This window comes from Pseudomonas sp. LBUM1645, from assembly GCF_059716185.1.
In genome coordinates this window covers 5,630,576-5,652,506 of record NZ_CP166811.1, presented here as the reverse complement: position 1 = coordinate 5,652,506, position 21,931 = coordinate 5,630,576, and the positions used below count along the sequence as shown (strand labels likewise).

Annotated in this window: 19 protein-coding genes; 5 read left to right on the top strand and 14 right to left on the bottom strand. The window is 58.3% G+C overall.

The window, feature by feature from the left end:
• Window positions 1-12: 12 nt before the first annotated feature.
• The 4 genes from ACA079_RS25605 to nhaA all read right to left on the bottom strand — a co-directional run bounded on the left by ACA079_RS25605 (window position 13) and on the right by nhaA (window position 2,990).
• A complete protein-coding gene (locus ACA079_RS25605) occupies window positions 13-270 on the bottom strand; it encodes a DUF7683 domain-containing protein (protein ID WP_497701398.1) in 258 nt (85 codons plus the stop codon).
• Window positions 267-497: a DUF7683 domain-containing protein gene (locus ACA079_RS25600; RefSeq protein ID WP_253437452.1), complete on the bottom strand. Its 231-nt coding sequence runs from the start codon at window positions 495-497 to the stop codon at window positions 267-269. Before ACA079_RS25600 ends, ACA079_RS25605 begins: the two co-directional genes overlap by 4 nt.
• Entirely contained in the window at window positions 494-1,681 is a 1,188-nt protein-coding gene (locus ACA079_RS25595; protein ID WP_497701397.1) for a colicin E3/pyocin S6 family cytotoxin, read from the bottom strand. The genes ACA079_RS25600 and ACA079_RS25595 overlap by 4 nt, the downstream gene beginning before the upstream one ends.
• 121 nt (window positions 1,682-1,802) lie before the next feature.
• Window positions 1,803-2,990 carry a Na+/H+ antiporter NhaA gene (gene nhaA, locus ACA079_RS25590; protein ID WP_497701396.1) on the bottom strand — a complete coding sequence of 396 codons (1,188 nt, stop codon included), beginning with the start codon at window positions 2,988-2,990 and terminating at the stop codon, window positions 1,803-1,805.
• A gap of 240 nt (window positions 2,991-3,230) precedes the next feature.
• Between nhaA and ACA079_RS25585 the strand changes: the two genes are divergently transcribed.
• On the top strand, window positions 3,231-4,325 hold the full coding sequence (locus ACA079_RS25585; protein ID WP_497701395.1) for a PLP-dependent cysteine synthase family protein: 1,095 nt from the start codon (window positions 3,231-3,233) through the stop codon (window positions 4,323-4,325).
• Between the two features lie 125 nt (window positions 4,326-4,450).
• On the opposite strand, the gene ACA079_RS25580 is transcribed toward ACA079_RS25585, so the two are convergent.
• The 3 genes from ACA079_RS25580 to ACA079_RS25570 all read right to left on the bottom strand — a co-directional run bounded on the left by ACA079_RS25580 (window position 4,451) and on the right by ACA079_RS25570 (window position 7,582).
• Complete coding sequence (locus ACA079_RS25580) at window positions 4,451-6,064, bottom strand: NAD(P)/FAD-dependent oxidoreductase (RefSeq protein ID WP_497701394.1); 1,614 nt, start codon at window positions 6,062-6,064, stop codon at window positions 4,451-4,453.
• 95 nt (window positions 6,065-6,159) lie between these two features.
• A complete protein-coding gene (locus ACA079_RS25575) occupies window positions 6,160-6,813 on the bottom strand; it encodes a COG3650 family protein (RefSeq protein ID WP_497701393.1) in 654 nt (217 codons plus the stop codon).
• A gap of 169 nt (window positions 6,814-6,982) precedes the next feature.
• Window positions 6,983-7,582, bottom strand: a complete 600-nt coding sequence (locus tag ACA079_RS25570) for a short chain dehydrogenase (protein WP_497701392.1) — start codon at window positions 7,580-7,582, stop codon at window positions 6,983-6,985.
• Window positions 7,583-7,687: 105 nt separating this feature from the next.
• On the opposite strand from ACA079_RS25570, the gene ACA079_RS25565 reads away from it, so the two are divergent.
• The gene (locus ACA079_RS25565; RefSeq protein ID WP_497701391.1) at window positions 7,688-8,602 is read left to right on the top strand and encodes a LysR family transcriptional regulator; all 915 of its coding nucleotides are present in this window, start codon (window positions 7,688-7,690) and stop codon (window positions 8,600-8,602) included.
• A 170-nt stretch (window positions 8,603-8,772) separates the two neighbouring features.
• Here ACA079_RS25565 and ACA079_RS25560 read toward each other — a convergent pair whose 3' ends face one another.
• From ACA079_RS25560 to ACA079_RS25540, 5 genes are all read right to left on the bottom strand, one after another.
• Window positions 8,773-9,474: an ABC transporter ATP-binding protein gene (locus ACA079_RS25560; RefSeq protein WP_046046223.1), complete on the bottom strand. Its 702-nt coding sequence runs from the start codon at window positions 9,472-9,474 to the stop codon at window positions 8,773-8,775.
• The gene (livG, locus tag ACA079_RS25555) at window positions 9,475-10,242 is read right to left on the bottom strand and encodes a high-affinity branched-chain amino acid ABC transporter ATP-binding protein LivG (RefSeq protein WP_415770988.1); all 768 of its coding nucleotides are present in this window, start codon (window positions 10,240-10,242) and stop codon (window positions 9,475-9,477) included.
• Window positions 10,239-11,495 (bottom strand): high-affinity branched-chain amino acid ABC transporter permease LivM, encoded by a 1,257-nt coding sequence (locus ACA079_RS25550; RefSeq protein WP_415770987.1) that lies wholly within the window; start codon window positions 11,493-11,495, stop codon window positions 10,239-10,241. Before ACA079_RS25550 ends, livG begins: the two co-directional genes overlap by 4 nt.
• Window positions 11,492-12,415, bottom strand: a complete 924-nt coding sequence (livH, locus tag ACA079_RS25545) for a high-affinity branched-chain amino acid ABC transporter permease LivH (protein ID WP_046046220.1) — start codon at window positions 12,413-12,415, stop codon at window positions 11,492-11,494. The genes ACA079_RS25550 and livH overlap by 4 nt, the downstream gene beginning before the upstream one ends.
• A gap of 232 nt (window positions 12,416-12,647) precedes the next feature.
• Entirely contained in the window at window positions 12,648-13,775 is a 1,128-nt protein-coding gene (locus tag ACA079_RS25540; RefSeq protein WP_056739311.1) for a branched-chain amino acid ABC transporter substrate-binding protein, read from the bottom strand.
• A gap of 338 nt (window positions 13,776-14,113) precedes the next feature.
• Here ACA079_RS25540 and ACA079_RS25535 point away from each other — a divergent pair, with 338 nt between their 5' ends.
• Entirely contained in the window at window positions 14,114-14,419 is a 306-nt protein-coding gene (locus ACA079_RS25535; RefSeq protein WP_033059033.1) for a DUF2288 domain-containing protein, read from the top strand.
• Window positions 14,420-14,715: 296 nt separating this feature from the next.
• Here ACA079_RS25535 and ACA079_RS25530 read toward each other — a convergent pair whose 3' ends face one another.
• Window positions 14,716-16,911 carry a hypothetical protein gene (locus ACA079_RS25530; RefSeq protein WP_497701390.1) on the bottom strand — a complete coding sequence of 732 codons (2,196 nt, stop codon included), beginning with the start codon at window positions 16,909-16,911 and terminating at the stop codon, window positions 14,716-14,718.
• 197 nt (window positions 16,912-17,108) lie between these two features.
• Between ACA079_RS25530 and ACA079_RS25525 the strand changes: the two genes are divergently transcribed.
• Window positions 17,109-18,005, top strand: coding sequence for an NAD(P)-dependent oxidoreductase (locus ACA079_RS25525; RefSeq protein ID WP_497701389.1), 897 nt, complete (start codon window positions 17,109-17,111; stop codon window positions 18,003-18,005).
• Here ACA079_RS25525 and ACA079_RS25520 read toward each other — a convergent pair.
• Window positions 17,896-20,178 carry a putative bifunctional diguanylate cyclase/phosphodiesterase gene (locus ACA079_RS25520; protein ID WP_497701388.1) on the bottom strand — a complete coding sequence of 761 codons (2,283 nt, stop codon included), beginning with the start codon at window positions 20,176-20,178 and terminating at the stop codon, window positions 17,896-17,898. The genes ACA079_RS25525 and ACA079_RS25520 overlap by 110 nt on opposite strands.
• A 285-nt stretch (window positions 20,179-20,463) precedes the next feature.
• Here ACA079_RS25520 and ACA079_RS25515 point away from each other — a divergent pair, with 285 nt between their 5' ends.
• Window positions 20,464-21,813, top strand: coding sequence for a spinster family MFS transporter (locus tag ACA079_RS25515; protein ID WP_497701387.1), 1,350 nt, complete (start codon window positions 20,464-20,466; stop codon window positions 21,811-21,813).
• Window positions 21,814-21,931 lie beyond the last annotated feature (118 nt).

The following is a 21,931-nucleotide window of genomic DNA, read 5'->3' as shown; positions in this document are numbered from 1 at the left end:
GCGAGTAGAAAATTACTTGCTTGCATGACTTCCGATCTGAAAATCGTACTTCGGGTCGTAGAACGTAATGCCGATCAAAGCTTCCAACTGCGTTATCTGAGCACTATCAAGATCGTAACCATAGATTTCGTCTTCTGGTTCGCTCCACTTCATTATTATTCTCAGCTGTTCAATATTTTCCCTGGGGATGGGCACTTCAAACACTAAAAATTCTGTTTTTTTATCAAAAGCTTCAACTGCATGGCGTACCGCTGGATAGCTCCGAGTCATTCTGTGCATACCAGTTGTACGATGTTATTTGCACCCATGAGGGATTTTCCTGTCCAGTCTTCCAATACCTTTACTTGTTCTGGGGATAAGTCGTGACCGTCGAATTCGTCGTCCGGTTGCTGCCAGTTCATCAGAACTCTCAAAGCTTTACGACGACTGCCAGGGACATCTACGGTAAGAAGCAGATCTTCAGTCTGACGGTCGAAAACCTCTATTACATGTTTCATTTTTCTACTCTCCTTGCCGGATCGGCAGGTTTTGTCTGCTCTCCGGTTTCCGGGTTGTACTCTCCCAGATGTTTTCCTTGTTTCGTGTACAACTCAACCTTGCCATGTTGTGAGTCCCATTCATAAATTCTCCCTGACGGATCCTTCCAGCGTCTGCGTTTTTTTCCGCCGCCCCGCACGGAAGTTTTCATCGGCGCAGGTTTTATATCTGGAAAAGCTGGTAATGCTGTTGGCGCAGGGTGGTACTTCAGGTCTCCCGGGACACTCAGAACGATGTAAACCGGCTGCACCCCCGACCCCACCGGAAACACAAGAATGAAATCCTTGTACTCAGGCGGGTAAACCGGATTCACAATTATCCCGTCAGCCGCTTTCGTCGGCGGGTAAACCCAAATATGCGGCGCTTGCGGCGCAGCCTCCAACGCTGGAATGCCGAGGATGTCGGAGCCATCCACAGCCGGTGTCCAGATCAGCTCAACACCATCCCCTAGATCTGCCACCTGCTGGCTGCCGCGCAAGCTGAACTGCACGACATCAACCATTTCCCAGCCGCGGTTCTTGCCGGTGTAGAAACCGTATCCCTTGAGACTGCCGTCAGCCTGTTGCTCGACTCTCAGCCGAACGCGGGTGCGGGCCTGTTCCAGGGTGCGTAATTGTTCTTCGGTGTAGAGGGCGCTGTCGTCCAGGCCAGGTACCCAGAAAATTGCGGCCAGACCGGCCAATACGGTAGCTCCAGTAGCGCCGAGTGCTGCGGCTGGAATGACGAGAGTCGGCGTACGGAGTGCAAGACGGCCAATGCCGAGCGAGACAGTACTGCCACTGATCGTTTCAAGATTCAGCAGTCCGGCATCGTCTACCTCACGAGCACCGAGCCAGGCGACTTCTCCGTAGTCCTTGAGGCTGTCGGTGGGCACCATTCCCGAAGGATTCGAGTAATCAATGATGGCGTCGGGAAGCTTGCAGGACTTGGCAAAGACGCAGCCCGCGCGAGTGGCTTCGTGCTTTTTCGCGACGACCTCACGACTCCGTTCGAAGGCGTCTTGCCTTGCGAGCATGGCGTCGTAAGCGTGTTGTCTGCCATCCCGCGCGGCCAGTTCGGTGGCCGTCATGAAGCGGTGAGTGACGTGATGACCGTCGCCTGACGGTGGGTTCTGAACCCGGGGAGTGTCCTTATTGCCAGCCACTGATCTTCCTTACGTTCGTACGTCGACAGCCCCCAAAAAAGGGGCTGTGCGACGTTAACGAACGAGGCTAATCGAGGCTGTAGGACGAATCCTGAATGTCGCTAAGAGTGTTCTCTATCGCTCAGGATTGCAGTGCAGCGCTCTTGCGACTCGCTGCCGCCGTCACCGCATAACCAATCAACGCCGCCAGTATCGAACCGGTCAAAATCCCCATCCGATCCATCCCGGCGTATTCACTGACACCCGGCTCAAACGCCAGGGAGCCGACAAACAGACTCATGGTGAAACCGATCCCGCAGAGGATTGCCACGCCCAGCACCTGGCCCCAGTTGGCGCCTTGGGGCAGGGCGGCGATGCCGATTTTCACGGCCAGCCAGGTCAGGCCGAAGACGCCGAGGGTCTTGCCCAGCAGCAAGCCGACCGCGATGCCCATCGGCACGTGGTGGGTGAAGCTTTCGACGGTCACGCCGCTCAGGGACAGGCCGGCGTTGGCGAAGGCGAACAGCGGCAGGATGCCGTAGGCCACCCATGGATGCAGGGCGTGTTCGAGGGTCAACAGCGGCGAAGGTTCGGCGTTTTTCGTGCGCAGAGGGATGCAGAAGGCCAGGGTCACACCGGCCAGTGTCGCGTGGACGCCGCTCTTGAGCACGCAAACCCAAAGGATCAGGCCGATGATCATGTATGGCCCGAGCTTGACCACCCCGAGCCGGTTCATCGCGATCAGTGCCACGATGCACGTCGCGGCCAGAGACAGCGAAAGGGTCGAGAGCGTACCCGAGTAGAAGATCGCAATGACGATGATTGCGCCGAGGTCGTCAATGATCGCCAAAGTCATCAGGAAAAGCTTCAGCGACACCGGCACCCGCTTACCCAGCAGGGCCAGTACACCGAGGGCGAAGGCGATGTCGGTGGCCATCGGGATGGCCCAGCCACCCAGGGCTGCCGGGTCTTCGCGGTTCAGAAACCAGTAGACCAGCGCCGGCACCACCATGCCGCCAATCGCCGCCGCGCCGGGCAGGACGATTTGCGACGGTTTCGACAGCTGGCCGTCGAGGACTTCGCGCTTCACTTCCAGCCCGATCAGCAGGAAGAACAGGGCCATCAGGCCGTCGTTGATCCACAGCAGCGCCGGTTTGGCGATTTGCAACGCGCCGACCTGCGCCACTACCGGAGTGTCCAGGAAGCTGCTGTAAAGCCACGACAGCGGTGAATTGTTGATGATCAAAGCCAGGGCCGCAGCGGCGATCAATAACAGTCCGCTGGCAGCTTCCAACTGGAAGAAACGCGTGAAAGTGCTACGCAGAGGCAAGGTCGCTCTCCATCGATGAATTCAAAAGGTGGCACACCCTAACCCGTACCGTTAGTTGTTAAAACAAAAGTTATATTCTTTTTTGTTATATGCCGTTACAACGCGAACGACCGGCAGGGACCTGAGCCTAGCAGTTGTCCGGCGTATTGAACCTCAGCTGTACCTGTGCGTGATGTAGGTTTTTTCCTAAGCTTGTTAGCTGAGCCTTGCAAACAAGGCCGACTCAACGAGAAAACCACCATGAGCGACAACCGACAGTGGGCCCGCGAAGCCATCCGGATCATCGAAGCCGACTTCCAACGCAGCGCCGACACCCACCTGATTCCCTTGCCGCTGCCGGGTTTTCCGGGCATCGAGTTGTATTTCAAGGATGAGTCCAGCCATCCCACCGGCAGCCTGAAGCACCGGTTGGCGCGCTCGCTGTTTCTGTATGCGCTGTGTAACGGCTGGCTCAAGCCCGGGGCGCCGGTGATTGAAGCGTCTAGCGGTTCGACGGCGATTTCCGAGGCGTACTTCGCCAGTTTGCTGGGCTTGCCGTTCATTGCGGTGATGCCGGCGACTACGTCCAAAGAGAAGATCGCGCAGATCGCTTTCTACGGCGGCAAGAGTCATCTGGTCGATGATCCGACGCAGATCTACGCCGAATCCGAGCGTCTGGCTCGCGAACACGATGGACATTTCATCGACCAGTTCACCTATGCAGAGCGCGCTACCGACTGGCGGGCGAACAACAACATCGCCGAGTCGATCTTCCAGCAAATGCGCTTCGAGCTGCACCCTGAGCCGAGCTGGCTGATTTCCAGCCCCGGCACAGGCGGCACCACCGCGACGCTGGGCCGTTACGTGCGTTACCGCCAACATTGCACCCGCGTGCTCTGCGCCGATGCCGAGCGCTCGGTGTTCTTCGATTACTACCAGACGGGCGACGCCAGTCTGCGCCTGGATTGCGGTTCGCGGATTGAAGGCATTGGCCGGCCTCGGGTGGAAGCGTCGTTCCTGCCCAAAGTGATCGATGCGATGGTCAAAGTGCCGGATGCGTTGTCTCTGGCGGCCATGCATTACCTGGCGCAGCGCTTGGGACGTCGGGTCGGCGGGTCGAGCGGGACCAACCTGATCGGCGCCTTGATGGCGGCCCAGCAGATGGCGGCGGCGGGGGAGTCGGGGTCAATCGTGGCGATTCTGTGTGATGGCGGCGAGCGTTATGCCGACACCTATTACGATCAGGCCTGGCTCAAGGCCCAGGGGTATGAGTTGAGCGGTTTGATGGACGCCGTGGCGGCAAGCGTTGAGCGCGGCGAGCCGCTGCCGGCCAGCGTGCTGCGTGCCAACATCTGAGATTGTTCAAGCACTGAAGATCCAATGTGGGAGCGAGCTTGCTCGCGATAGCGGTAGATCAGTCAACACATGTGTTGAATGTAATTCCGTCATCGCGAGCAAGCTCGCTCCCACAGGGATTTGTATCAGGCCTCGAGGCCGAGGATGTCGCGGGCAACCGCTTCTGCAATCCGAATCCCGTCGACACCCGCCGACAGAATCCCGCCCGCATAACCCGCGCCTTCACCCGCCGGGAACAAGCCTTTCACGTTCAGGCTCTGCATCGACTCGTTACGGGTAATCCGCAGCGGCGACGACGTGCGCGTCTCGATCCCGGTCAATACGGCGTCGTGCAACGAGTAACCGCGAATCTGCTTCTCGAACGCCGGCAACGCTTCGCGAATCGCTTCGATGGCGAACGCCGGCAAGGCCAACGCCAAATCACCCAAGGCAACGCCCGGTTTGTAGGACGGTTCTACGCTGCCCAACTGGGTGGACGGCTTGCCGGCAATGAAGTCGCCGACCAGTTGCGCCGGCGCTTCGTAGTTGCTGCCGCCCAGCACAAAGGCGTGGGATTCCAGGCGTTCCTGCAACTCGATACCCGCCAGCGGGCCGCCCGGATAATCGACTTCCGGGGTGATCCCGACGACGATCCCGGAGTTGGCGTTGCGCTCGTTACGCGAGTACTGGCTCATGCCGTTGGTGACCACGCGGCCCGGCTCGGAGGTCGCCGCCACCACGGTGCCGCCTGGGCACATGCAGAAGCTGTAGACCGAACGTCCGTTGCTGGCGTGGTGCACCAGTTTGTAGTCCGCAGCCCCGAGTTTCGGGTGGCCGGCGTACTTGCCCAGACGCGCGCGGTCGATCAGCGATTGCGGGTGTTCGATGCGGAAACCGACCGAGAACGGCTTGGCTTCCATGAACACGCCACGGCCGTGGAGCATGCGGAAGGTGTCACGGGCGCTGTGACCGAGGGCCAGAATCACGTGTTTCGAATGGATCTGCTCGCCGCCATTGAGCTCGACGCCGACCAGTTGGCCGTCCTCGATCAACACGTCGGTAACACGCTGCTGGAAGCGCACTTCGCCACCCCGCGCGCGAATCTGCTCACGCATGTTTTCCACAACGCCGGTCAGACGGAACGTACCGATGTGCGGTTTGCTGACGTAGAGAATTTCTTCCGGCGCGCCTGCTTTTACGAACTCGTGCAGGACTTTGCGACCGATGAACTTCGGGTCCTTGATCTGGCTGTAGAGCTTGCCGTCAGAGAACGTCCCCGCGCCACCTTCACCGAATTGCACGTTGGATTCCGGGTTAAGCACGCTTTTACGCCACAGACCCCAAGTGTCCTTGGTGCGCTGACGCACTTCGGTGCCGCGCTCGAGGATGATCGGCTTGAAGCCCATTTGCGCGAGCAGCAGCCCGGCGAAAATCCCGCACGGACCGAAGCCCACGACGACAGGACGTTGCTCAAGATCAGCCGGCGCCTGGCCGACCACTTTGTAACTGACATCCGGCGCCACGTTGACGTTACGGTCATCGGCGAATTTGTGCAGCACCGCCGCCTCATCGCGAACGTTGAGGTCGATGGTGTAGATGAAGCACAGTTCGGAGGACTTTTTGCGCGCATCGTAGCTGCGCTTGAACAAGGTGAAGTCGAGCAGGTCATCACTGGTGATGCCCAGGCGCTGCACGATGGCAGGGCGCAGGTCTTCTTCGGGATGGTCGATCGGCAGCTTGAGTTCGGTGATTCGTAACATGACAGGATCCGGTTCGCGGGGCGCACAACTGCGCCAAGGCGTTTGAAGCCCGCGATTATAAGCCTCAAAGAATGATTCCCGTGAGGCTAAAACGATCAGTCGTTACGCGATCCGCCGAAATACCCGCAGCCACGCTGAACCTGGCCGTCTACGCGCAGTTCGGCGCTCATGTGCTGGACACTGCCGGTGCTGCTGTCGACGCAACGTTGCGGTGCAACCCACAATTCGATGTGCTGGTTATTGGCTTCGGTGCTGAGGTTGAAGCGGCCATCGCCCAGTTGCTCTTCAACGTAGGGCACGGCCAATGGCGGCTGACCGGCGCGCTCGATGACCATGCCTTTACCGCTGACTTTCACGTTCCACTCAGGCCCATGGCCGGCGGCGCGCAGGATAAGTAATTTGAAATTCGGATCGTTGCACGCGGTGCCCGAGCGCTCGACGCGGTACAGCTGCGCAAGATCGAGGCGGCTGTCGACGATTCGCCCGCGCACGTCGGCAAACAGCTTGCCCTGGGCATCGGCCAGGGTCGCGGCCTCTTGCAGGACGCTGGTGCCGCCGGTGTCGTTGACCACATAACTGCGTTGCTCGTTGCACGGCTGGAACAACAACTTGCCGTCGGCCGCCGTCAACTGGCCCTGCATACGGGTCTGGCCCACGTGGGAAGCACTTTCACGCGGGCCGTCGAGCAACTGGCAAGCGGCGAACAACGGAAGCAGGGCAACAAGGACTAAGGAACGGGCAACACGCATCTTTGGCTCTCCAGACAAGTGCCGCCACGTTACGCAGCCTGACCGTTCATCACAACCCCACTACTTTTGAATTCGATTCGCCCATCACTTGTAGCAGCACGGCTTGCCGGCGATGGCGTCCTCGATATCGCCATCGCCGGCAAGCCGTACTCCTACAGGTTGTGGCGGTTTAGCCGACGTGAAAGGTCTGACCTGTTTGCAGGCCCTCGACGCTTTTGGCGTAGGCCAATGCCACATCCACCGCAGGAACTGGTTTGTAGCCACGGAAGTACGGCGCATAACTGCCCATGGCTTCGACCAGTACGGTCGGGCTGATCGAGTTCACACGCAGACCGCGGGGCAGTTCGATGGCCGCCGCTCGCACGAAGCTGTCCAGTGCACCGTTGACCAGTGCTGCTGAGGCGCCGCTGCGAATCGGGTCATGGCTCAGCACGCCGGTGGTGAAGGTGAACGAGGCGCCGTCATTGGCGAACTCGCGGCCGATCAGCAGCAGATTGACCTGGCCCATCAGCTTGTCCTTCAGACCCAGCGCGAAGCTTTCTTCGGTCATTTCACCGAGGGGCGCGAAGGTTACGTTACCGGCGGCGCAGACCAGGGCATCGAACTTGCCGGTCTGTTCAAACAGTTTGCGAATCGAAGCGCTGTCGCTGATATCCACATTGAAATCACCGCTGTTGCGGCCGATGCGGATGACTTCGTGACGTTGGGACAGCTCCTTGTCGACTGCCGAACCGATGGTGCCGCCTGCGCCTATCAAAAAAATTTTCATCGTGCTGTTCCTCGAAGTGGTTGAACGAGGTTGAAGTCTAGAGTGGTTTTTTCCATTGATAAGCGCGCTAATAGGCAACCTTTGGTTTTCTAATGGAAACAATCCATGAGCGAAATGGATGATCTGGCGGCGTTCGCAGTGTTGATCGAAGCAGGGAGCTTCACCCTGGCGGCGCAGCAGCTGGGGTGCAGCAAGGGGCAGTTGTCCAAGCGCATCAGCCAACTGGAATCGCGGTTTTCAGTGGTGCTGCTGCAGCGCACCACCCGCCGTTTAAGTCTGACGGCGGCGGGCGCTGCGCTTTTGCCTCAGGCTCAGGCGCTCGTAGTCCAAGTCGAGAGGGCACGTCAGGCATTGGCGCGGCTGAAGGACGATATGGCTGGGCCGGTGCGTATGACGGTTCCGGTATCGCTGGGGGAAACTTTCTTCGATGGCTTGTTGCTGGAGTTTTCCGGCAAGTACCCCGACGTGCAGATCGAGCTGGACCTGAGCAACAACTACCGTGATTTGTCCCGCGACGGGTTTGATCTGGCGGTTCGCTCCGAGGTGGGCAATGACGAGCGCCTGGTGGCCCGGCCGCTATTAGCCTGGCACGAAATGACCTGCGCCAGCCCTGCTTACCTTGAGCAATACGGCGAACCGTTGACGCCTCAAGCACTCGCTGATCACCGCTGTCTTCTCAACAGTCACTACAGCGGTCGCGAAGAGTGGCTCTATCACCAGCAACACGAGTTGTTGCGGGTTCGCGTGTCGGGACCGTTCGCCAGCAACCATTACAGCTTGTTGAAGAAAGCCGCGTTGGCCGGCGCCGGTATTGCGCGTTTACCGTCCTACCTGCTGCAAGCGGAATTGGCTGACGGGCGTTTGCGATGGCTCCTGCGCGATTATCAGACCCGCCGCATGCCGATGTATCTGGTTCACCCGTATCAGGGCGGTTTGCCGAAGCGCACGCAGGTGCTGGCGGATTACCTGATTGGCTGGTTCAAGCGCAGCGGTGAAGCGCTGGATCGGCTCCAGCGATAGCGGCTCACCACCCCCCCCTGTGGGAGCGAGCTTGCTCGCGATAGCGGAGTGTCAGTCAGCATTAATACTGAATGTCACACCGCTATCGCGAGCAAGCTCGCTCCCACATTGGATTTGTGTCTGCCAAAAAAAACGGCCCGAAGGCCGTTTTTTTTGTTTACCGCAAAGACTCAACCACCCAAGTACGCTTCACGTACTTTCGGGTCGGTCAGCAGCGCTTCCCCAGTGCCTGTCATCACCACCCGGCCGTTCTCCAGAACGTACGCACGGTCAGCGATTTTCAGCGCCTGGTTAGCGTTCTGCTCCACCAAAAACACCGTCACGCCATCTTTACGCAGCTGTTCGATGATGTCGAAGATCTGCTGGATGATGATTGGTGCCAGGCCCAACGAAGGTTCGTCGAGCAGCAACAGTTTGGGTTTGCTCATCAGCGCTCGGCCGATGGCGAGCATTTGCTGTTCGCCGCCGGACATGGTGCCGCCGCGTTGGGCGAAACGCTCTTTCAGGCGTGGGAAAAGTCCGAGAACCTTGTCCATCTGTTCCTGATAATCGCCCTTGTCGGTGAAGAACCCGCCCATGGCGAGGTTTTCTTCCACGGTCAGACGGGCAAACACCCGACGACCTTCCGGAACCACGGCGATGCTCTTGCGCATGATCTGCGCCGAGGTCTGCCCCACGAGCTCTTCACCCATGTACTTGATGCTGCCGCTGTGGGCTTGCGGCGAACCGCAAAGCGTCATCAGCAAGGTGGATTTGCCCGCGCCGTTGGCACCGATCAGGGTGACGATTTCGCCCTGACGGATTTCCACGTTGACGCTGTGCAGGGCCTGGATCTTGCCGTAGAAGGTGGAAACGTTTTCGAATTGCAGCATTTACGCTTCCCCCAGGTAGGCTTTGATCACTTCGGGATTGTCACGGATCTGTTCCGGCGTGCCGTCGGCCAGAGGCGTGCCCTGGTTGATCACGACGATGTGGTCGGAAATGCTCATGACCAGTTTCATGTCGTGTTCGATCAGCAGCACGGTGACGTTGTGCTCTTCACGCAGCATGCTGATCAGCGCTTTAAGATCTTCGGTTTCCTTCGGGTTCAGGCCGGCGGCCGGTTCGTCGAGCATGAGGATCCGCGGGCGGGTCATCATGCAGCGAGCGATTTCCAGACGACGTTGCTGACCGTAGGCCAGGGTGCCGGCCGGACGGTTGGCGAACGCCTTGAGGTTGACCTTTTCCAGCCAGTACTCGGCGAACTCCATGGCTTCGCGTTCGCTCTTGCGAAACCCTGGCGTCTTGAACAGGCCCGCCAGGAAGTTGGTGTTCAGGTGACGGTGCTGGGCGATCAAGAGGTTCTCGACCGCGGTCATGTCCTTGAACAACCGCACGTTCTGGAAGGTGCGCACCACGCCTTTGAGGGCAATCTTGTGGCCGGGCAGGCCTTCGATCGGCTCGCCGTCCAGCAGGATGCTGCCGCCACTCGGCTGGTAGAAACCGGTCAGGCAGTTGAACACGGTGGTCTTGCCGGCGCCGTTGGGGCCGATCAGTGCCACGACCTGTTTTTCCTTCACGCTCAGGGCTACGCCGTTGACCGCCAGCAAGCCGCCGAAGCGCATGCTCAGATTTTCGACTTTAAGGATCTCGCGGCTCATTTGCGCAGCTCCATGTGGGGGCGTTGCATAGGCAGCAGACCTTGAGGACGCCAGATCATCATCAGCACCATCAAGGCGCCGAACATCAACATGCGGTATTCACTGAACTCACGCATCATTTCCGGCAACAGGATCATCACCGTGGCGGCGAGTACGACGCCCAGTTGCGAGCCCATGCCACCCAGCACCACGATGGCGAGGATGGTCGCCGACTCGATAAAGGTGAACGACTCCGGTGTCACCAGGCCCTGACGCGCGGCGAAGAAGCTGCCGGCGAAACCGGCGAAGCACGCACCGAGAGTAAAGGCGGAGAGCTTGATGACGGTAGGATTGAGACCCAACGCACGGCAGGCGATTTCGTCTTCACGCAACGCTTCCCAGGCACGGCCCAGCGGCATGCGCAGCAAACGGTTGATGACGAACAGGGCGAACAGCGCGAGCAACAGCGCAACCAGGTAAAGGAAGATCACCTTGTTGATCGAGTTGTATTCCAGGCCGAAGTACTCGTGGAAGGTCTGCAGGCCTTCAGCGGCTTTACGTTCGAAGGTCAGGCCGAAGAACGTCGGTTTCTCGATATTGCTGATGCCGTTCGGACCACCCGTGAGGCCGGTCAGGTTACGCAGGAACAGACGGATGATTTCACCGAAGCCCAGCGTCACGATCGCCAGATAGTCACCGCGCAGACGCAGGACCGGGAAGCCCAGCAGGAAGCCGAAGGTGGCCGCCATCAGGCCGGCGATCGGCAGGCAGATCCAGAAGCTCAGACCGTAGTAGTGCGACAGCAGCGCATAGCTGTAGGCGCCGACGGCATAGAAGCCGACGTAACCGAGGTCGAGCAGACCGGCCAGGCCGACCACGATGTTCAGGCCCAGGCCGAGCATCACGTAGATCAGCACCAGCGTGGCGATATCGACCGCACCGCGGGAGCCGAAGAACGGCCAGACCAGCGCACCGATGATCAACGCGATGATGATCCAGCGCTGAGTGGTTGGCAGGGTCAGGAAAGTACTGGCCTTGGCCGGCATCACTGGCATGTTCGGCGAGGATTTCCAGGCCGAGCTGATCTGCTGGTCGAACAGCACCCGCAGGAACATCAGCACCGAGCAGACGGCGATGGTGATCAGCGTTGCAGTGCTGGTGCCATGGACTTCGAGGTTGATGCCGACAATGGTCAGCTTCAGACCGAGTACCGGGTAGGCAACGGCCCACACCAGCAAGGCGCTGAACAACGCCTGTTTAAGATTCCTAGTCATACTTTTTCAACCTCCGGACGGCCCAACAGGCCGGTTGGCCGGAACAACAACACCAGAACCAATAAGCCGAACGCCACGACGTCCTTGTACTGGTCACCGAAGATATCGGCACCAAAGGCTTCCGCCACCCCAAGCACGATCCCGCCGAGCATGGCTCCGGGGATGCTGCCGATACCGCCCAGTACCGCTGCGGTGAAGGCCTTGAGGCCGACGAGGAAACCGGCGTTCGGGTTGATCACGCCGTATTGCATGCTCAGCAACACAGCCGCGATGGCTGCCAGTGCGGCACCGATGACGAAGGTCAGGGCGATGATGTTGTTGGTGTTGATACCCAAGAGGTTGGCCATCTTGATGTCTTCGGCACAGGCGCGGCAGGCGCGACCCAGGCGAGAGCGGGAGATGAACAACGTCAGGCCGAGCATGGCGACAAAGGTCACCACGAACACCACGATTTGCATGTAGGAAATCAGCACTTCTTGTGCGCCACCTGGCCCGATGGAGAAGTTGCCGGGGATCAGGTTGGGGATGGATTTGTCCTTGGAGTCTTGCGCCAGCAGAACCGTGTTCTGCAGGAAGATCGACATACCGATGGCGGAAATCAGCGGGATCAGACGGTTGCTGCCGCGCAAAGGGCGGTAGGCGATCCGTTCGATGCTGTAACCGTAGGCACTGGTCACGACAATGGTCGCGAGAAAAGCGGCGGTCATCAACAGCGGAACACTGTCGAGTCCCATCATGGACAGGCCCGCAATGGCGATGAACGCCACGTAGGAACCAATCATGTACACCTCGCCGTGGGCGAAGTTGATCATTCCAATGATGCCGTAAACCATCGTATAGCCGATGGCGATCAGGGCATACGTGCTGCCAATGGTCAGACCATTAACCAGCTGTTGGAAAAAGTGATAGATGTCAGGCATTACAGCGCTCCTAAAAACCTGATACGCATTTCACTGGTGGAGTCATTTTCCCGCTCGAGCCCCGTGGATCTGCATCCACTTCGAACGCGAGGTTTGCCAGCGAACCGCTGATGACGGTTTTGAGATTTTCAGGTGGGGAGACTGGCGGATCACGCCAGCGCGGCCCAATACGTTCGTAAAATAAAGCCCACGGCACGCCGTGGGCTTTATTGGCAGTCAGTCAGGCAACGCCTTACTGAGGCTTGGCTTCAGTTTTAGGTTTGCCGAAGTGCCACTCGTAAACCACAAATTTGAAGTCTTTCAGGTCGCCCTTGGCGTCGAAGCTCAGGTCGCCAGTCGGAGTCTTGAAGGTGCCTGCGTGGATGGCTTCAGCCACTTTGGCAGCGTCTTCGGACTTGGCAGCCTTGATACCGTCGGCAATCACGGTCACAGCCGAGTAGGCCGGGAACACGAACGGACCGCTCGGGTCTTCTTTCTTGGCTTTGAACGCGTCAGCCAGGGCGATGTTGGCCGGATCCTGGTCGAAGGATTTCGGCAGGGTTACCAGCAGACCTTCGGAAGCGTCTTTGGCGATCTGCGAAATGGAGTCGTTACCCACGCCTTCCGGACCCATGAACTTGGCTTTCAGGCCTTTTTCCTGTGCTTGACGCAGGATCAGACCCAGCTCTGGATGGTAGCCGCCGTAGTAGACGAAGTCGACGTTGGCTTGCTTGAGCTTGGAGATCATCGAAGAGAAGTCTTTGTCGCCGGCGTTGATGCCTTCGAACACGGCAACCTTGACGTTTTTGCCTTCCAGGGTTTTCTTCACGGCGGTGGCGATGCCTTCACCGTATTGCTGTTTGTCGTGCAGAACAGCAACGATTTTCGGTTTTACGAAGTCGGCAATGTAGTTACCGGCGGCAGGGCCTTGGGCGCTGTCCAGACCGATGGTGCGGAACACCATTTTGTAACCACGGGAAGTGATGTCCGGGCTGGTGGCAGCCGGGGTGATCATGATCACGCCTTCGTCTTCGTAAATGTCCGAAGCCGGTTGAGTGGAGCTGGAGCACAGGTGACCGACCACGAACTTGACGCCGTCGTTGACGACTTTGTTCGCGACCGCTACCGCTTGTTTTGGATCACAGGCGTCATCGTATTCAACGGCTTCGAGTTTCTTGCCGTCTACGCCGCCTTTGGCGTTGATCTGTTCGATGGCCATTTTGGCGCCACTGAACTGCATGTCGCCGTATTGGGCTACAGGGCCGGTTTTAGGGCCGGCGATGCCGATCTTGATGGTGTCAGCTGCGAACGAATGGCTGGCAACCCCGGCCAGAACCATAGCGGCAAACAGTTTGGAAATCTGCTTAGTAGCCTTAGTCATAGTGCTCCACTCTTACTGTTGTAGTTTTTATAGTCCTGGCGCCGTAGCAGCAGAACCGGGTCAGATATCTTCGATATCCTCCGGAAAATGCCCCCGGCAACTGTACCGGTACAGTGTAGAGCGCCAATTGTTAGCCTGGGAAGCTGGCGCCAGGGGGCAAAATCAGAGGGTGTCGCTTTATTGAAAGAAAAAGACAGAATGGCGGCGGGGGTTATAGCTGAAATATCAGCAATCCTTGGCTTTCCTGCTGTTTTCAATCGGTAACTCAATTGCATCCGGGTTTTTCTGCCAGACCACCAACGTTATGATTACGTCGATTTCTTTTCCGGACAGGACCCATGACTCAAGAACCTAGCACCCTCTATGCCAAGCTGCTTGGTGAAACCGCATCTATTACCTGGAAGGAGCTGGAGCCGTTCTTCGCCAAGGGTGCCCTATTGTGGGTCGACCCCGGTCTGGATTTGATTGCTGCAGCGGAAGCAGTAGCGACTGATGAAGGCGAGAAAGTGGCTGCCTGGCTGGCCGCCGACAAGGTCGCCAAGCTGTCTGAAACGCGGGCGCTGGATCTTTTCGAACGCGATCCGGAGCTGTGGGCAGTGGTCGTTTCGCCGTGGATTCTGATCCAGGAAAGGGCGACGAGTTGAAGGTTTGCACTCAAATGGTGCGCGACCTTGTCGGGCAAAAGTGTGTAGCCGAGTAGCGTGATGGCATGTTGCCGTAGAGAAAGGCCACAGAAGGGTCTTGGCGAGGGTGACGTAAACGTAACGGGAACAGTTTATTGAGCAGCCTGATGGCTGCTTAATTGTTTCTGAATGTTGGGATTTGTCGTAAATGTGAGGCCGCCATCGCGAGCAAGCTCGCTCCCACAGGGGACCGCGTTCTATCAGAAGAATGCGATCAAATGTGGGAGCGAGCTTGCTCGCGATTGGGGCGCCGCTGATTAAGCGGTCTTGCCGGTATGGTTATTCAGCGAAATAACCTTGGTCTTGCCAATGCGGTGACGATAAATCTCGCGCAAGTACTTGATCGACTTCTTCACGCAGTCCCGGGACAGACGAATGTCATTGATCGAGACGAACTTCTCTTTGTCGTTGATCAGCTCGCGGTACTTCTTCTCGTACATCGGTTTGATCGCGTACCAGTTGGTGTCGAGGATCTTCGCCGGGTTCTCGAATTCATTAAGCAGCTCGTCGATCCGGTCTTCGTCGAACTCTTCATTAATGATGAAGTCCAGGATCGAGTTATCCAGGGTTTCGTCAAAGCGGTACGGGTTTTTCGCGAAGCAGCGCTTGATGAAGGCCACGATCAGGGTCAGGAAGTCGTCCGACAGGCACGGGCTCTTGGCGATCAACGTGGTCAGCGACAGGTTGGCCGACGCGCCGATGACCAGCGCATAACGCTTGAGCGTGGTGTTTGGGAACAGGCTGTTGAGGTGAGTCTTCAACCGGTTCAAGTCCATGTAGGACAGCTTGTAGTCTTTGGGCAGCGAAACAATCGAGACCACCGACGAGCAGTTCTTGAAGAAGTGCAGGTCGTGCAACGCGGCCGCGTCGTACCCCGAATTCTTGTACTGCTCCAGCGAGGCGCGATAGCGCTTGGATTCGATCGGCAACAGGCTGATACCTTCGATTGCCTGGGTCACTTTGTTGAAGTGCGGCAAGTCGATGGAGCGGAAGAACAGGTCGTCGATGTTCAGGCGCTGCGGTTCTTTCTCGAACACCTTGAACTTGTCGCTGCTCGGCTGCGGGGTTTCCGGCACCACGGACTCAGCGTAGGCAATGGCTACGGGGCCGGCCAGACTCATGAACAGGTCGTTGGCGTCCAGGCGAATGGTTTCGCCGATGTCGATGCCAGCCCGACGGAAATAGTTCTGGTCGTAGTCGGTAGTAACCGCCTGTGCCGTCAGAATGTTGAAGATCTGCTGTGAGATGTATTGGTTGGCGTGCTTTTCCATCGCGTTGACGTCGATGTTCTGGATGTTGCCGTCATCGCTTTCTTCGGCATAACGCATGATGTCGTTGGAGATCAGCATCATGGCGTTCCATGGGCGAATACGGCCCATGACACTGGCTTCGCTGCTGTCTTCGTTGGCGAAGTTGTAGGAGAAGTCCCACTCTTCCGACAGGTATTTGCACAGCAGGCGACCGGCGTTGATGTGCAACGCCTCAGACATTTCGCTGCGATGATCGGAAATGTTCGGCAACACGCAAATGCCGCTGGTGAAGATCGGCTCGAAGACGAAGGAATGACCGCTTTTGCCGTCGTGCTCGTCCATCGGCTTGGTGTCGAACGTCTTGTTCATGTACGAGTGCTGCTGGGCCAGGCCGAATTCCGAGGCCATGCCCGAACCGGTACCGCCGCCGGCACTGAAGATCGAGAAGTACAGGCGCGACTGGTTGGCCTTGATCCCGCAGCTGTCGATCAGGTACGAGTGAATCATCTTCCAGTCAGGACTGGAGAAACGCTGGGTGTCCTTGTTCAGGATGATCTTGGCCAGGTATTGGCCGAGGATCGGCGCGTTACCGGCGCCACCGGCGTGGACTTCCGACAAGTCCATGATCTTCATTTTGCTGTAGTCGCGCAGGAAACCGCTTTTTTCGCCCTTGCGCGAGAAACGGATGCGGCCGGCGATGTCTTTGTCCAGGTCGCCGAGCATGACCAGCGGTTCTACCAGGAACACCGGTTTGGTGGCCTTGTTCGGCCCCAGGCGCAGGTTGTTGCGAATCCACTGTGCCGGGCTGTAACCCTTTTCGGCGAAGCGCTTGTCCGGCGACGGGCGATCTTCGTTATTGAATTCGTTGAGGTAGAACTTGCGGGCGTTGTACACCAGTTCGGCGACGTCCAGCGCAATGTTCGAACCGCAACGACCCAGGCCGATCAGGCACACCGACGGGAATTCCTGATCGCTGTGATGTTCACTGTCGCCTTCCAGATGCGGTGGGCGCGGGAACACCATGTCGCGCAGACCGTCGAGATTATCGAGGATGCGGTCGGTATTGGTTTCGGTGAAGTACAGGTATTGCTGAGTTGATAACGGGCGCGATGGGGTCAATGGCTTCGACGGTGCAGGGCTGTTTGCCGCGGGGCTCAACGCCAGATCGGATATCGCAGTGGCCGGATTGTTTTTAGAAGTCATTGTGCGCCATGTACCTGGGCTGGTTGGTTGAGCGACACGATGTCGTCGAACCATCACGGATGGGATCTCGCGTCTTTTTTTTGCGCGTATTTGGCCCAAGCGTCAGGGCCTTGGCCTGAGCATCGCTCGGGGGAATCCTTTCCTAAGTCATGATGAATCGGCCAATATTCGATGATCTTTAATCAAAAGGAGGCCAAATGATGGCAATGTTACCTTCGCTCGGGTTTGCCGGGGTCGGCCTGATGGGCTTGCCAATGTGTCGACGCTTGCTGGCCGCGGGTTATCCGCTGACGGTGTGGAACCGTAATCCAGCCAAGTGCGCGCCGCTGGTCGAGGCCGGTGCACGACAGGTCTCCTCGCCGGCGGAGCTGTGTCAGCACGCCGACGTAGTGATGTTGTGCCTGGCGGACACAGCTGTTGTGCGCGAGGTGGTTTTTGGCGCGGCGGGCATTGCCGAGGGGGCGCAAAACGGTCAAGTGCTGGTGGATTTTTCCAGCCTGGAACCCACGGCGACCCGGGAAATGGCCAAAGAGTTGATCAACACAACCGGCATGAGTTGGATGGATTCGCCCGTGTCCGGCGGTGTGTCCGGCGCCGAGGCTGGCAGTCTGGCGATCATGGTGGGCGGCACAACGGCAGATCTTGAGCGTGTGCGGCCGGTGTTGTTGACGCTTGGTCAGCGCGTGACTCATATGGGGGCAGTCGGGGCAGGGCAGGTAACCAAGGTTTGCAATCAGATGATTGTCGCCTGCAATGCGCTGGTGATCGCCGAAGTGGTGGCTCTGGCTGAACGTTCCCAAGTCAATGCCAGCATGATTGCCGAAGCCCTGACCGGCGGTTTCGCCGATTCAAAACCCTTGCAGATCCTCGTCCCGCAAATGGCTGACAGCCGTTTCGAGCCCGTGAAGTGGCACGTACGCACGTTGCTCAAGGATCTGGACGCTGCGGTGAGTTTTTCCCGTGAACAAGGCGCGGCCACTCCGATCAGCGGATTGGCCGCACAACTGATGCGCCTGCATGGGGGGCAGGGCTTTTTGGAAAAGGATCCGTCAACGTTAGTGCAGATGTACCGCGAGCCAGACTTAGAGAACTGACGCTACGCGCGTGTTTACGCTGGTTGATTTCGTTCAGCACCGGACGCAACTCAGCCAGTGGCACTGGACGGCTGAGCAGGTTGCCCTGAACAAAGTCGCAGCCTTGTCGTTCGAGAAAGTCATATTGCTCGAAGGTTTCCACGCCTTCGGTGACAACCTGTAAATGCAGGGTGTGAGCCATGATGATAATGGCCTGGACGATTTCCGTGTCCTGAGTGGCCTTGGGGATGTCCTGGATGAACGAACGGTCGATCTTCAGGCTGCTCAGCGGCAGGCGCTTGAGGTAGGCCAGGGATGAAAAACCGGTGCCGAAATCCTCGATCGACAGCGAGACCCCGAGGGCACAGATCTGCCGCAGCAACACCAGGGTTTTGGCGAGGTTGCCCATCAACGCGTTTTCGGTCACTTCCAGTTCCAGCCGCTGTGGCGCCACCCCGGCGGCGCGCAGGGCGTGTTCGATTTCATCGACCAGCTCTTCGCGCGCAAGGTTGAGGGGCGAGCAGTTCACGGCGATCTTGAGTTCTTCGCAACCCTGGCGGGACAGCTCGCCAAGATCTTCGCAGACCTTGCGCAACACCCAGTTATCCAGATCGGCGATCAGTCCGTTGGCCTCGGCAATGGCAATGAATCGATCGGGTGCCAGCAACCCATGAACCGGGTGTTGCCAGCGAATCAGTGCTTCAAGTTTGGTGACTTGGCTGGTTTTCAGGTCATAGATGGGTTGGTAATACAGTATTAACCCGTCGTCTTCGCGCAAGGCGTGACGCAATTCTTCTTCCAGTTGCAACTCCAGTGTGGCGCGGGCTTTCATATGTGGACTGAAAAAATGCAGGCCGTTGCGACCGTTGTCCTTGGACTGGTATAGCGCGAGGTCGGCGTTTTTCAGCAGCTCTTCGCAGGTATCGCCGTCTTGCGGGAACAGGCTGATGCCGATGCTGGTGGTCATGACCATGCTTCGTCCGGCCAGCTCGATAGGATCTTTCATTTTCAGCATGATGCGCTGGGCCATGAGCCGCGCTTCTTCACGGTCATGCAGGCTGATGAGGATGCAGAACTCGTCTCCACCGAAGCGCGCCACCACATCATCGGGGCTGCGCACCGAGTTGTTGATGTGGCTGGCCAGGACTTTGAGCAATTCGTCGCCGGCGTCGTGACCCAGGCTGTCGTTGATCCGCTTGAAGTGATCGATGTCGAGGAACATCACCGCCAGCATGCCGCCTTCGTTGGCTTTCTCGATCAGCTTCTCGGCGAAGATCTGGTTGAAGCCGCGACGGTTGATCAGGTTGGTCAACGCGTCGTAGTGCGCAACCAGTTGCAATGACATACGCGCCTGGTCCAGTTGACCGAGCAGGGTGTTGACCCGCTGCAGGTCGCTCTCCTTGTGTTGCAGCTTCTTGTCGGCGAGAGCTGCGCTGATGCTGCTGCCGATGATCAGTAACGTTATCACCGCCACCGTCAGCCCCAGTTGCAGGTGGTTATTCTCGCCGGGCAGCGGCTGGAGGCTGTTGTCGGGCAGCACCAGACTGAGCGCCGCCATGCCGGTGAAGTGCATGCTGACGATGCCGGCCCCGAGCACCAGGCTGGCGGTGTATTTGAGCAGTTGATGTAAAACACCGCTACCTTCGCGCAGGTAACTGGAAATCAACAGTGCGGCCAGGCTGGCGCCAATCGCGATCACGATGGAGAGTCCGAACAGGACGGGTTGGTAATAGGCTGTCGCATTCGAACGCATGGCGGCCATGCCCACGTAGTGCATGGTCGCGATGCCCAGGCCGATCCACACCGCGGCCCGCAAGTATTGCCAGAAATTCAGATGAGGATGGCTGAGGGTGTGCATCGCCAGCCACGAGGCCGTCAGCGCGAACAACAGCGAGATCAAGGTGATGGGCAGCTGGTAATGGATTTCAATCGGCGCCTGGAACGCCAGCATGCTGATGAAGTGCATGGCCCAGATACCACCCGCCAGACACCCGGCACCGACCCAGCGCCAGAGCCGTTGGGACGCAGATTTTTCTGCATGGCCAACCCGTTCGGTTATGTCCAGCGTGGCGAAGCCGGCCACACAGGCGACCACATAGGCCAGTAACACCAGAAAGGGGTTATGGGCGCAATTGAGTATGACCTGCCCGCTTTCTGGCAGCTGAGTAGTGAAATATAAAGCAGGCCACTCCATCGTACGCCCCGCGTTTATCATTCTGGCCGACACCGTGAACCTGGCGAATGCATTGGAGTATAGGTGTCATGCAGAGAGTGCAAGCGTTGGTGGCACATTGCTTTTAATGATTTTGGAATGACCCGCTGAGTGCTTAGAAATAAAATGTGCATGGGCGGCGCCTCATGGGGTGCTATCAGCTTTACGAATAATTACAGACAGCTCCGGCGGGCCTGACTAGATTGCAGGCTCCGGGCTCGGATGCGTTGGCAGTGAAGCCCCAATAACAATAAAAGAGACGGACCCATGCAGAACTCGACCCAAGCGGCGAATGCCTGGCGCATTCTGTTCCTGCTGTTCCTGGCCAACCTGTTCAACTTCTTCGACCGCACCATTCCGGCCATCATCATCGAACCGATCCGCATGGAATGGCACCTCAGCGACTTTCAGCTGGGGATCATCGGTACCGCATTCACCCTCGTTTATGCCATTGCCGGCCTGCCTCTGGGACGGATGGCCGATACCGGTTCGCGCAGTAAATTGATGGGTTGGGGCCTGGCGGCGTGGAGCGGGCTGACAGCAGTCAACGGACTGGTGGGGAGTTTCTGGGCTTTCCTGATCGTGCGCATGGGCATCGGCATCGGTGAAGCCAGTTACGCACCGGCCGCCAACTCGCTGATCGGCGACCTGTTCCCAGCCCACCGTCGGGCGCGGGCGATGGGCATTTTCATGCTCGGCTTGCCGTTGGGGTTGCTGTTGGCGTTCTTCACCATCGGCGCGATGGTCAAGGCGTTCGACAGCTGGCGCGCGCCGTTCTTTATCGCGGCAGTGCCGGGGCTGATCCTGGCGATCTTCATGTTCTACATCAAAGAACCGAAACGCGGCGCCGCAGAGAGTGTGCAAGTCTCGCAAGAACGCGTAGACCGGCCGATCCGTCGGGTTCTGGCGGTGCCGACTTTCCTGTGGCTGGTGATGGCGGGGCTGTGTTTCAACTTCGCCACGTATGCCTGCAACTCGTTTCTGGTGCCGATGCTGCAGCGCTATTTCCTGATGCCGTTGCAGGAAGCGGCGGTGGCGACCGGGGTGATTGTCGGTGTTACCGGGTTGTTCGGCCTGACACTGGGCGGCTGGGTCGCGGACAAGATTCACCAGCGGGTGGCTAATGGGCGACTGTTGTTTGCCGCGTTCAGCTTGATCATCTCGACGGTGTGCACCGCTTGGGCGCTGCATTCCGGGCGGATCGAGATCGGGGTATTTGTGGCGGTGTTCAGTGTGGGCTGGTTGTTTGCCTACAACTTCTACACCTGCGTTTACACCGCCATTCAGGACGTAGTCGAGCCGCGCTTGCGGGCTACGGCCATGGCGCTGTTCTTTGCCGGGTTGTATTTGCTGGGTGGTGGTTTGGGACCGGTGGTGGTGGGCGCATTGTCCGACCACTTTGCGCATACGGCGATGCTCTCGGCCGGTGCTGAACAGATGACCGAGGCGTTCAAGGCTGTCGGCTTGCATGACGCGATGTATTTGATCCCGGTGGCGCTGTTTTTCACCATGGTGTTTCTGTTCCTGGCTTCGCGGTGTTTTGTGCGCGATGCCAAGCGGATGAAGGAAGGGTTGGTTGCCGTGGTTGAACCTTTGGGTTCTGCGGCGACTGCCTAATCGCCATCGTCGGAATGCCGCCCAGACCAAGCTCGCTCCCACATTTGGAATGCATTCCCCTGTGGGAGCGAGCTTGCTCGCGATGAGGTCATCAGCAACACCTTAACAATCAAGCAGA

Coding starts and splice junctions, on each gene's coding strand:
- livH (WP_046046220.1), bottom strand. CDS start 12,415: ATGCCTGACATCTATCACTTTTTCCAACAGCTGGTTAATGGTCTGACC.
- ACA079_RS25565 (WP_497701391.1), top strand. CDS start 7,688: ATGAGCGAAATGGATGATCTGGCGGCGTTCGCAGTGTTGATCGAAGCA.
- ACA079_RS25575 (WP_497701393.1), bottom strand. CDS start 6,813: ATGCGTGTTGCCCGTTCCTTAGTCCTTGTTGCCCTGCTTCCGTTGTTC.
- ACA079_RS25605 (WP_497701398.1), bottom strand. CDS start 270: ATGACTCGGAGCTATCCAGCGGTACGCCATGCAGTTGAAGCTTTTGAT.
- ACA079_RS25530 (WP_497701390.1), bottom strand. CDS start 16,911: ATGACTTCTAAAAACAATCCGGCCACTGCGATATCCGATCTGGCGTTG.
- ACA079_RS25520 (WP_497701388.1), bottom strand. CDS start 20,178: ATGGAGTGGCCTGCTTTATATTTCACTACTCAGCTGCCAGAAAGCGGG.
- ACA079_RS25600 (WP_253437452.1), bottom strand. CDS start 497: ATGAAACATGTAATAGAGGTTTTCGACCGTCAGACTGAAGATCTGCTT.
- ACA079_RS25550 (WP_415770987.1), bottom strand. CDS start 11,495: ATGACTAGGAATCTTAAACAGGCGTTGTTCAGCGCCTTGCTGGTGTGG.
- ACA079_RS25525 (WP_497701389.1), top strand. CDS start 17,109: ATGATGGCAATGTTACCTTCGCTCGGGTTTGCCGGGGTCGGCCTGATG.
- ACA079_RS25570 (WP_497701392.1), bottom strand. CDS start 7,582: ATGAAAATTTTTTTGATAGGCGCAGGCGGCACCATCGGTTCGGCAGTC.
- ACA079_RS25535 (WP_033059033.1), top strand. CDS start 14,114: ATGACTCAAGAACCTAGCACCCTCTATGCCAAGCTGCTTGGTGAAACC.
- ACA079_RS25580 (WP_497701394.1), bottom strand. CDS start 6,064: ATGTTACGAATCACCGAACTCAAGCTGCCGATCGACCATCCCGAAGAA.
- ACA079_RS25515 (WP_497701387.1), top strand. CDS start 20,464: ATGCAGAACTCGACCCAAGCGGCGAATGCCTGGCGCATTCTGTTCCTG.
- ACA079_RS25540 (WP_056739311.1), bottom strand. CDS start 13,775: ATGACTAAGGCTACTAAGCAGATTTCCAAACTGTTTGCCGCTATGGTT.
- ACA079_RS25560 (WP_046046223.1), bottom strand. CDS start 9,474: ATGCTGCAATTCGAAAACGTTTCCACCTTCTACGGCAAGATCCAGGCC.
- livG (WP_415770988.1), bottom strand. CDS start 10,242: ATGAGCCGCGAGATCCTTAAAGTCGAAAATCTGAGCATGCGCTTCGGC.
- ACA079_RS25585 (WP_497701395.1), top strand. CDS start 3,231: ATGAGCGACAACCGACAGTGGGCCCGCGAAGCCATCCGGATCATCGAA.